Source organism: Klebsiella sp. 141198 (assembly GCF_050600785.1).
In the GTDB taxonomy this organism is placed as follows: Bacteria; Pseudomonadota; Gammaproteobacteria; order Enterobacterales; family Enterobacteriaceae; genus Klebsiella; species Klebsiella aerogenes.
On the sequence record NZ_JAQIRM010000004.1, the window covers coordinates 102,791 to 115,328 of the forward strand.

The 12,538-nt window shown below is 56.2% G+C and carries 10 protein-coding genes; 6 read left to right on the forward strand and 4 right to left on the reverse strand.

Annotated features, from left to right (window positions below; all coding sequences use genetic code 11):
• Window positions 1-4 precede the first annotated feature (4 nt).
• Window positions 5-2,110 (reverse strand): bifunctional 23S rRNA (guanine(2069)-N(7))-methyltransferase RlmK/23S rRNA (guanine(2445)-N(2))-methyltransferase RlmL, encoded by a 2,106-nt coding sequence (gene rlmKL / locus PGR10_RS14425; RefSeq protein WP_430923682.1) that lies wholly within the window; start codon window positions 2,108-2,110, stop codon window positions 5-7.
• Window positions 2,111-2,208: 98 nt separating this feature from the next.
• Between rlmKL and PGR10_RS14430 the strand changes: the two genes are divergently transcribed.
• The gene (locus tag PGR10_RS14430; protein ID WP_113374277.1) at window positions 2,209-3,318 is read left to right on the forward strand and encodes a YcbX family protein; all 1,110 of its coding nucleotides are present in this window, start codon (window positions 2,209-2,211) and stop codon (window positions 3,316-3,318) included.
• Here the strand turns inward: PGR10_RS14430 and zapC are convergent.
• Together zapC and pyrD are read right to left on the reverse strand one after the other, a co-directional pair.
• Entirely contained in the window at window positions 3,315-3,857 is a 543-nt protein-coding gene (gene zapC / locus PGR10_RS14435) for a cell division protein ZapC (protein WP_087858134.1), read from the reverse strand. The genes PGR10_RS14430 and zapC overlap by 4 nt on opposite strands.
• 169 nt (window positions 3,858-4,026) lie before the next feature.
• Complete coding sequence (pyrD, locus tag PGR10_RS14440; protein ID WP_042892893.1) at window positions 4,027-5,037, reverse strand: quinone-dependent dihydroorotate dehydrogenase; 1,011 nt, start codon at window positions 5,035-5,037, stop codon at window positions 4,027-4,029.
• Between the two features lie 248 nt (window positions 5,038-5,285).
• On the opposite strand from pyrD, the gene ssuE reads away from it, so the two are divergent.
• Genes ssuE through ssuB form a run of 5 tightly spaced genes read left to right on the forward strand, consistent with a single transcriptional unit; the run spans window position 5,286 to window position 9,530 of the window.
• The gene (gene ssuE / locus PGR10_RS14445) at window positions 5,286-5,861 is read left to right on the forward strand and encodes an NADPH-dependent FMN reductase (RefSeq protein ID WP_087858135.1); all 576 of its coding nucleotides are present in this window, start codon (window positions 5,286-5,288) and stop codon (window positions 5,859-5,861) included.
• Window positions 5,854-6,816, forward strand: a complete 963-nt coding sequence (locus tag PGR10_RS14450; protein WP_213793874.1) for a sulfonate ABC transporter substrate-binding protein — start codon at window positions 5,854-5,856, stop codon at window positions 6,814-6,816. The genes ssuE and PGR10_RS14450 overlap by 8 nt, the downstream gene beginning before the upstream one ends.
• On the forward strand, window positions 6,813-7,958 hold the full coding sequence (gene ssuD, locus PGR10_RS14455) for an FMNH2-dependent alkanesulfonate monooxygenase (RefSeq protein ID WP_015367446.1): 1,146 nt from the start codon (window positions 6,813-6,815) through the stop codon (window positions 7,956-7,958). Before PGR10_RS14450 ends, ssuD begins: the two co-directional genes overlap by 4 nt.
• A gap of 10 nt (window positions 7,959-7,968) precedes the next feature.
• The gene (gene ssuC / locus PGR10_RS14460; protein ID WP_015367447.1) at window positions 7,969-8,760 is read left to right on the forward strand and encodes an aliphatic sulfonate ABC transporter permease SsuC; all 792 of its coding nucleotides are present in this window, start codon (window positions 7,969-7,971) and stop codon (window positions 8,758-8,760) included.
• Window positions 8,757-9,530 carry an aliphatic sulfonates ABC transporter ATP-binding protein gene (gene ssuB / locus PGR10_RS14465; RefSeq protein WP_113374280.1) on the forward strand — a complete coding sequence of 258 codons (774 nt, stop codon included), beginning with the start codon at window positions 8,757-8,759 and terminating at the stop codon, window positions 9,528-9,530. The genes ssuC and ssuB overlap by 4 nt, the downstream gene beginning before the upstream one ends.
• A gap of 97 nt (window positions 9,531-9,627) precedes the next feature.
• On the opposite strand, the gene pepN is transcribed toward ssuB, so the two are convergent.
• The gene (gene pepN / locus PGR10_RS14470) at window positions 9,628-12,243 is read right to left on the reverse strand and encodes an aminopeptidase N (protein ID WP_430923683.1); all 2,616 of its coding nucleotides are present in this window, start codon (window positions 12,241-12,243) and stop codon (window positions 9,628-9,630) included.
• Between the last annotated feature and the right edge of the window lie 295 nt (window positions 12,244-12,538).

The following is a 12,538-nucleotide window of genomic DNA, read 5'->3' on the forward strand; positions in this document are numbered from 1 at the left end:
CCTTTCAGGCCGCGGTAATCAGCCAGCAGTTGTGGATCTGACGGTTGCGGGCAAAATCCTGCGACAGCGTTTTTTGCGAAATTTCTTGCGCCTTCAGGCCAAGCGTCGCCAGCCCGTCATGATCCATACGGAAACCGCGTTTGTTATTCGAGAACATAATCGTGCCGCCTTTACGCAGCAGACGTTTTAGATCGGTCATCAGACGGATATGATCGCGCTGCACGTCAAAGGCGTCTTCCATTCGTTTGGAGTTGGAGAAGGTCGGCGGATCGATAAAGATCAGATCGAACTGCTCGGTACTTTCCCGCAGCCAACCCAGCACGTCCGCCTGCATCAGGCGATGCGCGCGGCCGGTTAAGCCATTGAGACGCAGGTTGCGTTCCGCCCACTCCAGATAGGTGCGCGACATATCGACGGTGGTGGTTGAACGCGCGCCGCCGAGACCGGCGTGGACGCTGGCGCTGCCGGTATAGGAGAACAGGTTGAGGAAATCCTTACCCTTGCTCATCTGGCCCAGCATACGACGGGCGATACGGTGGTCGAGGAACAGACCGGTGTCGAGATAGTCGGTAAGATTAACCCACAGACGCGCGTTATACTCCTGTACCTCGATAAAGTCGCCCTTCTCCGCCATCTTCTGGTACTGATTTTTACCCTTCTGCCGTTCACGGGTCTTCAGCACCAGTTTATTCGGCGCAATCCCCAATACCGCGATAGTCGCGGCGATAATATCGAACAGACGCTGGCGCGCTTTGTGCGCATCGACGGTTTTCGGCGGCGCGTACTCCTGCACCACCACCCATTCGCCGTAGCGGTCGATAGCCACGTTGTATTCCGGCAAATCGGCATCGTACAGGCGATAGCATTCAATACCTTCCTGACGAGCCCACTTTTCAAACTTCTTCAGATTTTTGCGCAAGCGGTTGGCGAAATCTTCCGCCAGCATCGCCGGCTTGCCGCCTTCGCTTTCCGCCAGATGATAGTTCTTCTGTACGCAGTCCAGCGGGCCGTTTTTGGCTTTAAACTGTTTATCGGCGCGCAGCTGCAGGCAGCTCAGCAATTCCGGCGAGGCGCTGAAGACCGACAGGTTCCAACCGCCAAACTGGTTTTTCATAATCCGTCCCAGCAGGCTGTGCAGGGCAATCAGCGCCGGTTCGCTTTCCAGACGCTCGCCGTATGGCGGGTTGCTGATAACGGTGCCGTACGGGCCTTTCGGCAGCGGATTATTGAGCTGCGCGACGTCTTTCACTTCGAAATTGATGAGCTCACCAATACCGGCGCGGCGGGCGTTGCGGCGCGCGCGTTCAATTACGCGCTCGTCGACATCAGAGCCGTAGAAGCGTGATTCATAAGCCGCCAGCCCCTGGCGAGCGCGCGTTTGCGCCTCAGCTTTTACCTCTTTCCAGATAGCGTCATCGTGCTGCGCCCAGCCGCCGAATCCCCAATGGCCGCGGTGTAAGCCCGGCGCGCGATCGGTCGCCAGCATCGCCGCTTCAATCAGCAATGTGCCGGAGCCGCACATCGGATCGAGCAGCGGCGTTCCCGCCACCCAGCCGGAGCGCATGACGATTGCCGCCGCGAGGTTTTCTTTGATAGGCGCCATGCCGGTACCATCACGGTATCCGCGCAGATGCAGACCTTCGCCGCTCAGATCCAGCGAGATATGCGCCGTCTCTTTGTTCAGCCAGACGTTGATACGCAGATCGGGATTTTCACGATCGACATTCGGACGCGGCAGGTTTTTACGCGTGAAGCTATCGACGATAGCGTCTTTGACTTTTAATGCGCCATACTGACTATTGCGGATCTCATCATTGAGGCCGCTAAAATGCACCGCGAAGGTGGCGTCAGTGGTAAAGATCTCCGTCCACGGAATCGATTGAACCCCCAGGTAGAGATCCAGATCGCTATACACGCTGCACTCACCCAGCGGCAGCATGATGCGCGAGGCCAGCCGGCTCCACATCAGGCTTTGATACAGCAGGCGCGTATCTCCCTGAAAATGAACCCCGCCCTGGACGACCTGGCACTCCGTGGCGCCAAGTCCTTCCAGTTCAGTTTTTAACAGCTCTTCGAGACCACGAGCCGTGCTGGCAAACAGAGATTTCATATCGTCACTTTTACTTAAAGAAAATTGGTGCGCATTATAGCCAATATGTGCCCTATGTCATAAAGTTAAAGGCTTATTTTTGAACCCAGGGGCAGCGTATGGTAACGCTATCGAAACTTTTTATTCATCCCGTCAAATCCATGCGCGGAATTGGCGTCACCCATGCCTTTGCCGATATTAGCGGCATGGCCTTCGACCGCATCTTTATGCTGACTGAAACCGACGGTACGTTTATTACCGCGCGCCAGTTTCCGCAGATGGTAAAATTCCTGCCTTCGCCGCTTCATGACGGCCTGCACTTGACCGCGCCAGATGGCAGCAGCGCGCTGGTGCGCTTTGATGATTTCGCTCCCCAGGGCGAGCCGACGGAGGTGTGGGGCAACCATTTCACCGCCTTAATCGCGCCAGCCGCCATCAACCAGTGGCTCAGCGGCTTCTTCAACCGCGACGTCCAACTGCGCTGGCTCGGGCCGCAGCTAACCCGGCGAGTAAAACGCCACGACGCGGTACCCCTCTCCTTCGCCGATGGTTATCCCTACCTGCTCGCCAACGAGGCCTCGCTTCGCGACCTGCAGCAACGGTGCCCTGCCAGCGTAAGCATAGAACAGTTTCGCCCTAATCTGGTGGTCACCGGCGCGGCGGCGTGGGATGAAGATAGCTGGAAAGTCATACGTATCGGCGAGGTGGTATTTGATGTTGCCAAACCCTGTAGCCGCTGCATTTTCACCACCGTCAGCCCGGAGCGTGGGCAAAAGCATCCGTCCGGCGAGCCGCTGGAAACGTTAAAGCGTTTTCGTACCGCGCAGGATAACGGCGATGTCGATTTTGGCCAGAACCTGATCGCCCGCAACAGCGGCGTAATCCGCGTGGGTGATGAGGTGGAAGTGCTGACGCGCGGCCCGGCTAAAGCCTATGGCGCTGGCGATAGCGACGATACGCTGGCGGCCGATGCGCAGCCAAAAGCGACGGTTGAGATTGAGTGGCAAGGGCAACAGTTTACCGGCAACAACCAGCAGGTGCTGCTGGAGCAGCTGGAACAACAGGGCATTCGTATCCCTTATTCCTGCCGCGCCGGGATCTGCGGCAGTTGTCGGATCCGCCTGGAAGAGGGTGAAGTGAGTCCGTTAAAGAAAAATGCGGTCGCCGCGGATGGCACCATTTTATGCTGCAGCTGCGTACCGAAAACCGCGCTGCGCCTGGCGCCTTAAACCGCCTGCCCCAGGCTGTAGCTGGCCGTGTTCTGCGCCGGCTGCAGTCTGTCATTCATAATTTTAATCACATCGCCCAACTGCATTACCCGGCCAGCCAGAGTTAGTCCCGGCTGCGCCAGCAGGCAAAGCGTGGCGTTTTCACCCGGTTCAACCACCAGCAAATTGACCTGCTCGCCGGTATCGCTGATCCACACGCTGGCGGCGTCGCCGCTGGCGGGTTGCCAGTTCTGCTGATGCGTGGTGAAATGCCAGCTCTTCGGCATCTGTGGTTTCAGAAAACGGATCGCGGTTAAGGCATTTAATACTAATTCGGCACGCTGCTCTTTGTTTAATTCAATTTCGCGGCATTTTTCTTCAAAAGAAAAATAGAGCGCCGCGTCATCGACGCAAAATCCCGATGGCGCGAAAGCATCAGGCGTTAACATGCGCCGGGCAAAACGTGAGCGAAATAACATACCATTGGCCAAGTCGAGCATCATGCGGTCATGCTCTTCGTCATAATACCAACGCCAGTTATCGTCAGGTTTAATCCGCATTTCTACCCCCGTCCTCTTCCACTTCCTTCTGCAAAGCAATGGCATCCTGCTACAGAATAATTTCTAAAATTAAGAAAAGACTAAAATGTCTAAATAAGCAACAATGAAGGAATATAAAACAACCAGGGCTGGAAATAAAGCCCTGGGGAAGATTCAGAGGCGGAAAAGATTAGATGTGTGTAACAATTTCTTTAATCAGCGGCGGGCCTTTAAAAATAAACCCGGAATAAATCTGTACCAGCGTGGCGCCAGCAGCCAGCTTTTCACGAGCGGCGATCACCGAGTCAATACCGCCAACTCCGATAATTGGCAAACGACCATTTAATTCCGTGGCCAGCATACGAATAATTTCGGTGCTTTTTAATTGTAATGGACGACCACTCAACCCACCGGTTTCATCACAATGCTTCATCCCCTGGACCAATGAACGATCGAGGGTGGTATTGGTAGCAATGACGCCATCAATATTATGGCGGACTAAGCTGTCGGCTACCTGGATCAATTCTTCGACAGAAAGATCCGGGGCGATCTTCACCGCCACAGGAACATATTTTTGATGTTTCTGTTGAAGTTCGAGCTGCTTATTTTTAATACCACTGAGTAAATCATCCAGCGCTTCGCCATATTGCAGAGTACGTAACCCTGGGGTATTCGGCGAGGAGATATTAATGGCGATATATCCAGCGTATGGATAGACTTTTTCCATACAAATCAGATAATCATCTTTACCCTGCTCTACCGGAGTATCTTTATTTTTACCGATATTAATCCCCAGCACGCCGTCAAAATGCGCTTTTTTCACATTCTCGACCAGGTTATCAACGCCGTGGTTATTAAAGCCCATGCGGTTGATCAAACCTTCGGCATCGACGAGACGGAAGATCCTCGGCTTGTCATTGCCCGGCTGCGGACGTGGAGTCACGGTACCAATTTCGATTGAGCCGAAGCCCATCGCACCGAGCGCATCAATACACTCGCCGTTTTTATCAAGCCCGGCCGCCAGCCCCAGTGGATTCTTGAAAGTGAGCCCCATGCAGGTAACGGGTTTCGACGGTACTTTTTGTCGAACCAGCATTTCCAGCGGCGTGCCGGTGACGCGGCGTAATTGTTGGAAGGTTACTTCATGAGCGCGCTCAGGATCGAGCTGAAAAAGAGCTTTACGAACGAAGGGATAGTACATGAACTCTCCTGGATTCCCGGTGTGCAAACCGGGGGCGTATTATGTTCGATCCGCGCCCGAAAGGGAATTGACCTGCGACAAAAAATCACGCGACCAACGCAAACGTTTACTTCTCAGCCGCCTGTTATGCGCATTTTGGCAATTTAACGCCGGAAAAATCATTTAGGGAAATAAACGCCCTCTGTCACACTGCCATAAAATGTTATCAATTATAGATAAATGCAAACATTTGGTTATAAGGAGAGTGTATGCGCGTTATTACAATCGCGGGCAGCCCCCGCTACCCTTCTCGCTCAAGCGCATTGCTGGAGTACACCAGAGAGAAACTTACCGCGGCCGACATCGAAGTCTATCACTGGCATTTACAGAATTTCGATCCCGAAGATCTGCTTTACGCCCGCTTCGATAACCCCGCTCTGCATACCTTAAATGAACAACTGGCCGGCGCTGACGGCCTGATTATCGCCACTCCCGTCTATAAAGCCTCTTTTTCCGGCGCGCTGAAGACGCTACTAGACTTGCTCCCCGAACGCGCTCTGGAAGGCAAAATTGTCCTGCCGCTGGCGACAGGCGGCACCATCGCCCATATGCTGGCGGTCGATTACGCGCTTAAACCAGTGCTTAACGCTCTCAAAGCGCAGGAGATCCTCCACGGCGTATTCGCCGATGACAGCCAGGTCACCGATTATCAACACAAGCCGCAGTTCACACCGAATCTGCAAAACCGTCTCGACCAGGCACTGGAGACCTTCTGGCAGGCGCTGAATCGCCGCAACAGCCGCATCCCCGGACTAAAGACGTTACAGGGGGTTGAGCATGCTTAATCCTCTGCGTGCCCTAACCCTCGGCGGGCTACTCATGCTTTCCTTTATTACGCATGCGGCCCCGCAGGCGCCGGAAGCCCTACGTATCGGCTACCAGAAAGGCAGCGTCAGTATGGTGCTGGCGAAGAGCCATCAACTGCTAGAGCAACGCTATCCGCAAACTAAGATTTCGTGGGTCGAGTTTCCCGCCGGGCCGCAAATGCTGGAAGCGCTGAACGTCGGCAGTATTGATATCGGCAGCACCGGCGATATTCCACCGATTTTCGCTCAGGCTGCCGGCGCCGATCTGGTCTATATCGGCGCTGAACCAGCGAAACCGAAAGCGGAAGTGATTCTGGTTGCCGATAACAGCCCAATCAAAAGCGTGGCTGAACTGAAAGGCCGTAAGGTGGCGTTCCAGAAGGGCTCAAGCTCGCACAATCTGCTGCTGCGCGCTCTACAGCAGGCAGGTCTGAAATTCAGCGATATCCAGCCGGTGTATCTCGCCCCCGCCGATGCTCGCGCCGCCTTCCAGCAGGGCAATGTCGACGCCTGGGCCATCTGGGATCCCTATTACTCTGCGGCGCTGCTGCAAGGCGGGGTACGGGTACTGAAAGATGGTAGCGACCTGAAGCAGACCGGTTCGTTCTATCTTGCCGCTCGTCCTTATGCCGAAAAGAACGGCGCCTTTATCGAAGGCGTGCTGGCGACCTTTAGCCAGGCGGATGCCCTGACCATTAGCCATCGCCAGCAAAGTATTGCCCTGCTGGCCAAAACGATGGGTCTACCCGAAGCGGTGATTGCCAGCTATCTCGACCATCGTCCGCCCACTGCGATATCACCGGTAAGCGCTGAAACGGCCGCTCGCCAACAGCAAACCGCCGATCTCTTCTATGAAAACAAGCTGGTACCGAAAAAAATCACTATTCAAAACCGTATCTGGCAGCCTGCCCCCGCACAAGGAGCGAAATCATGAGTCTGAATATGTTCTGGTTCTTACCCACCCACGGTGACGGCCGCTATCTGGGCACCGATGAAGGCGCGCGCCCGGTAGATTACAGTTATCTGCAGCAAATCGCCCAGGCCGCCGACCGGCTCGGCTTCACCGGCGTACTCATTCCTACCGGACGCTCGTGTGAAGATGCCTGGCTGGTTGCCGCTTCAATGATCCCCGTCACCCAACGGCTGAAGTTTCTTGTCGCGCTGCGCCCAAGCGTGGTATCCCCCACCGTCGCCGCGCGCCAGGCTGCCACGCTTGACCGGCTCTCTAATGGCCGGGCCTTGTTCAATCTGGTCACCGGCAGCGATCCAAATGAATTAGCCGGCGATGGCGTATTCCTCGACCACACCGAACGCTACGAAGCCTCCGCCGAGTTCACGCATATCTGGCGCAAACTGATGGAAGGTGAAACCGTGACTTTCCACGGCAAGCACCAGCACGTGCGCGGGGCGAAACTGCTCTTCCCGCCGCAGCAACAGCCGCGACCGCCGCTCTACTTTGGCGGCTCCTCGGACGTTGCACAGGATCTGGCCGCCGAACAGGTCGACCTCTACCTGACCTGGGGCGAACCGCCAGCGCAGGTGGCGGAAAAAATCGCCCAGGTGCGTGAGAAAGCCGCGCGCCTCGGCCGCAGCGTCCGCTTTGGTATTCGTTTGCACGTCATCGTTCGCGAAACCAATGAAGAGGCATGGCAAGCGGCGGAGAGCTTAATTTCCCATCTGGATGACGAAACCATCGCCCGCGCGCAGGCAGCCTTCGCGCAAACCGATTCTGTTGGCCAGCACCGCATGGCGGCGCTGCACAACGGCCGTCGCGACAAGCTGGAAATCAGCCCGAATCTGTGGGCGGGCGTCGGTCTGGCGCGCGGTGGCGCGGGCACCGCGCTGGTGGGCGATGCGGCTACCGTCGCCGAACGTATTAATGAATACGCCGAACTAGGCATCGACAGTTTTATCTTCTCCGGCTACCCGCACCTTGAGGAAGCCTGGCGAGTCGGCGAACTGCTGTTCCCGCTGCTCGATGTCAACGTCCCGACGATTCCTCAGCCGCAAAACTTGCGCCTGCAGGGCGAAGCGGTGGCGAACGAATTTATCCCGCGTAAAGCGGCGCAAAGTTAGGGAGCGAACTATGGCAGCCTCTTCGCAAAAACTTCTATTACGCCTCGCTCCTTGGTTTTTACCGGTGGGCACCGTGCTTATCTGGCAATTGGCGTCATCGGTAGGCTGGCTCTCAACCCGTATTCTCCCCTCTCCGGAGGGGGTACTGAAAGCCTTCTGGACGCTCTCCGCCAGCGGCGAGCTGTGGCAACACCTGGCGATCAGTTCCTGGCGCGCCTTACTCGGCTTCGCCATTGGCGGCTCCATCGGCCTGACGCTCGGACTCATCAGCGGCCTCTCGCGCTGGGGCGAACGCCTGCTGGATACCTCCATCCAGATGCTGCGCAATGTGCCGCATCTGGCGCTAATTCCATTGGTGATTTTGTGGTTTGGTATTGACGAAAGCGCCAAAATATTTCTTGTCGCGCTGGGGACGATGTTTCCGATTTATATCAATACCTGGCACGGTATCCGCAATATCGATCGCGGTCTGGTGGAAATGGCGCGTAGCTATGGCTTATCCGGGTTCGCCCTCTTCCGCCACGTAATCCTCCCCGGCGCCCTGCCCTCGATTATGGTCGGCATTCGCTTCGCTCTCGGATTAATGTGGCTGACGCTTATCGTTGCTGAGACCATCTCGGCTAATGCCGGGATTGGTTATCTGGCGATGAACGCCCGCGAATTTCTGCAAACCGATGTGGTGGTGGTCGCCATTATTCTTTACGCCATTCTCGGCAAGCTCGCCGATTTTAGCGCGCAACTGCTGGAACGCGTCTGGCTGCGCTGGAACCCGGCGTACCGTCTTCAGGAGGCTAACGCATGAATACTGCTCGTCTTAATCCCGGGATCCCGCTGTTACTCAATGGGGTCAGCAAACGCTACGGCGACAATGTCATTCTCAATGAGCTGGATTTACATATTCCTACCGGGCAATTTGTCGCAGTGGTCGGCCGCAGCGGCGGCGGTAAAAGCACCCTGTTGCGCCTGCTGGCCGGGCTGGAAAAACCCAATGGCGGCGAACTGCTGGCAGGCGCGACGCCGCTTGCGCAGATCCAGGAGGATACGCGCATGATGTTCCAGGACGCGCGGTTGCTGCCGTGGAAAACGGTTATCGACAACGTTGGACTTGGGCTGAAGGGCCAGTGGCGCGATGCCGCCCGCCAGGCGCTGGCCAGCGTCGGGCTGGAAGAGAGAGCCGATGAGTGGCCGGCGGCCCTCTCCGGCGGGCAAAAACAGCGCGTTGCGCTGGCCCGCGCGCTGATCCATCGCCCGCGTCTGCTGCTGCTGGATGAACCGCTGGGAGCGCTTGACGCCCTCACCCGTCTGGAAATGCAGGAATTGATTGTTTCGCTCTGGCAAGAACACGGCTTTACCGTGTTGCTGGTAACTCATGATGTGAGTGAAGCGGTGGCGATGGCCGACCGGGTGCTGTTAATAGAAGAAAAGAAAATTGGCCTCGATTTGAGCGTGGATATTCCGCGTCCGCGGCGGTTCGGCTCGGCGAAGCTGGCGGAACTGGAAGCACAGGTGCTCGATCGGGTGATGAAGCGCGGCGACAGCGAGCGTGCGCCGCGTTTGTTTAGTCATGGCTAACTAATGTCCCCGGCCCGCGCTTCGCTCGGCCGGGCTACCAAATCGCACAGCGCTGTAGCCCCGGTAAGCGAGAGCGCTACCGGGGATTTTGCGGCCGTTACGCCAGCGCTTTGGTAATCTTCTCGAACAGATCGCCGGAGAGATTCTCCAGCCCTTTCAGCTGTTCCAGCGCCGCACGCATCTTGGCCTGACGTTTCTCATCGTAGCGTTTCAGACGAATCAGCGGCTCAATCAGACGCGACGCCACCTGCGGGTTGCGGCTATTGAGCTCGGTCAGCATTTCCACCAGGAACTGGTAACCGCTGCCGTCTTCGGCATGGAACGCCGCCGGGTTGCTACTCGCGAAGGCGCCGATCAGCGAACGTACCCGGTTTGGGTTGCTCATCGTGAATGAACGGTGCTTGAGCAAGCCGCGTACCGTCTCAACCACATTGGCCGCCGGGCTGGTGGACTGCAGAATAAACCACTTATCCATCACCAGACCGTCCTGGTGCCACTTATCGTCATACTCCTGCATCAATGCATCACGGCACGGCAACTCCGCCGCCACCGCCGACGACAGCGCAGCCAACGCGTCGGTCATGTTGTCAGCATGATGATACTGGGCTTGCACCAGCTTATCTGCCAATTCAACATCGCCAAAAGCCAGATAGCGCAGGCAGGTATTGCGCAGGGAACGTTTACCGATATCGGCATGGTCTACGCGATAGCTGTCGAGCTTGTTGGCGTTGTAAACCACCAGCAGCTCATCGGCCAGTTCTTTCGCCAGCGTACGGGTCAGCGCTTCGCGCACCGCCGCGATGGCAATCGGATCGATGATGGCGAACAGTTCAGCAATTTCGTTGGCCGACGGCAGCGTTAAAATTTCCGCCGCCAGCGCCGGATCGATTTTCTCATCGAGCAGGATCGCGCGGAAGGCGTCAGCGACGTGGATCGGCAGCGACAGCGGCTGTCCCTGCTGATGACGATTAACGTTGAGCTTGATGTAGGTCGCCAGCAGACTCTGCGCGGCATCCCAACGCGAGAAGTCGTTACGCGCGTGGCGCATCAGGAACGTCAGTTGCTGGTCGCTCCACTTATATTCAAGCTTGACCGGCGCGGAGAATTCACACAGCAGCGCCGGTACCGGCTGGAAGTAAACGTTATCAAAGACGAATGTCTGTTCCGCCTGGGTGACATTCAATACGTGATGTACCGGATGACCGCCCTTCTGCAGCGGGATCGCTTTGCCTTCGTTATCGTACAGCTCGATACTGAACGGGATGTGCAGCGGCTGCTTGTCGGCCTGTTCCGCGGTCGGCGGCGTACGCTGGCTGATAGTCAGGGTGTACTGCTCGGTTTCCGGGTTATAGTCGTCATGCACGGTAACGACCGGCGTGCCGGACTGGCTGTACCAGCGACGGAAATGCGACAGATCCACGTTCGAAGCATCTTCCATCGCCTGCACGAAATCATCGCAGGTGGCGGCGCTGCCGTCGTGGCGTTCAAAGTACAACTGCATCCCTTTCTGGAAATTGGCTTCGCCCAACAGGGTGTGCAGCATACGGATCACTTCGGCGCCCTTTTCATAGACCGTCAGGGTGTAGAAGTTGTTCATTTCGATAACCATATCCGGACGGATCGGGTGCGCCATCGGGCTGGCGTCTTCGGCAAACTGTAGCCCGCGCATGGTACGCACGTTATTGATACGGTTTACCGCACGCGAGCCGAGATCGGAACTAAACTCCTGATCGCGGAATACGGTCAGCCCTTCTTTCAGGCTGAGCTGGAACCAGTCGCGACAGGTCACACGGTTGCCGGTCCAGTTGTGGAAATATTCGTGACCTATGACGCGTTCGATATCGAGGTAGTCTTTATCGGTCGCGGTATCGGTACGGGCCAGCACGTATTTAGAGTTAAAGACGTTGAGGCCTTTGTTCTCCATCGCGCCCATGTTGAAGAAGTCGACGGCGACGATCATATAGATGTCGAGGTCATATTCGAGACCGAAACGAGTTTCGTCCCACTTCATCGAATTCTTCAGCGAAGTCATCGCCCACGGCGCGCGGTCGAGGTTGCCGCGGTCAACGTACAGTTCAAGGGAGACTTCACGCCCGGAACGGGTGGTGAAGGTGTCACGCAGCACATCGAAATCGCCGGCTACCAGCGCGAACAGGTAACAGGGTTTCGGGAACGGATCCTGCCATTGGATCCAGTGACGGCCATTGTCCAGCTCACCCTGGGCTACGCGGTTACCGTTAGAAAGCAGGTAGGGGTATTTCGCCTTATCGGCGATGATTTTGGTGGTGAAGCGCGCCAGCACATCCGGACGGTCGAGGTACCAGGTAATATGGCGGAAGCCCTCTGCTTCGCACTGGGTACATAGCGCTTCGCCTGACTGATACAGGCCTTCCAGCGCGGTGTTCGCCGCCGGGCTAATTTCATTGACGATAGTCAGGGTGAAACTGTCCGGCAAACCGCCAATCACCAGCTGATTATTTTCTTCTTTATAGTCGTTCCACGGCTGGCCGTTCACCTGTAGTGAAATCAGAGTCAGGTCTTCGCCATCCAGACGCAATGGCACATCAGACGCAGCCGCGTGACGGGAAACCTTACTCTCGGCCGTGACAACGGTTTTCGCGGCATCCAGGTCAAAGGTCAAATCAATATCGCTAATCAGATAATCCGGCGCACGGTAGTCGTGGCGGTATTTGGCTTGGGGCTGTTGTGTCATAAAAAACCTTTAGCGTGTCTGTAAAGTATCGGCTCCAGTCTATTCCTGTTGCGCAGATCGCGCTATGCAGAATCTTCATCTTTTCAACGTTCAACACGAAAATCGCTACATTTTGATAACACATGAGGCACGAAATGCGCTCGACCCGACGCAAAGCTTGTGGTGTGATCCGTGTTCAATATATTAAACTAGGCCTCGCAAATGACCGTCAGCGTTACCGTCGAGCCATCGCAGCAGGACAGCACCGGGTATTAAAGGTATACTCCGCCTCCTTTTTTCTGCTTTGGTTTGAATG

What these genes read in the sequence shown, in the direction of transcription:
- zapC (WP_087858134.1), bottom strand. Translation starts at nt 3,857, where the DNA reads ATGCGGATTAAACCTGACGATAACTGGCGTTGGTATTATGACGAAGAG.
- ssuC (WP_015367447.1), top strand. Translation starts at nt 7,969, where the DNA reads ATGGCAGCCTCTTCGCAAAAACTTCTATTACGCCTCGCTCCTTGGTTT.
- ssuB (WP_113374280.1), top strand. Translation starts at nt 8,757, where the DNA reads ATGAATACTGCTCGTCTTAATCCCGGGATCCCGCTGTTACTCAATGGG.
- PGR10_RS14450 (WP_213793874.1), top strand. Translation starts at nt 5,854, where the DNA reads ATGCTTAATCCTCTGCGTGCCCTAACCCTCGGCGGGCTACTCATGCTT.
- ssuE (WP_087858135.1), top strand. Translation starts at nt 5,286, where the DNA reads ATGCGCGTTATTACAATCGCGGGCAGCCCCCGCTACCCTTCTCGCTCA.
- pyrD (WP_042892893.1), bottom strand. Translation starts at nt 5,037, where the DNA reads ATGTACTATCCCTTCGTTCGTAAAGCTCTTTTTCAGCTCGATCCTGAG.
- PGR10_RS14430 (WP_113374277.1), top strand. Translation starts at nt 2,209, where the DNA reads ATGGTAACGCTATCGAAACTTTTTATTCATCCCGTCAAATCCATGCGC.
- rlmKL (WP_430923682.1), bottom strand. Translation starts at nt 2,110, where the DNA reads ATGAAATCTCTGTTTGCCAGCACGGCTCGTGGTCTCGAAGAGCTGTTA.
- pepN (WP_430923683.1), bottom strand. Translation starts at nt 12,243, where the DNA reads ATGACACAACAGCCCCAAGCCAAATACCGCCACGACTACCGTGCGCCG.
- ssuD (WP_015367446.1), top strand. Translation starts at nt 6,813, where the DNA reads ATGAGTCTGAATATGTTCTGGTTCTTACCCACCCACGGTGACGGCCGC.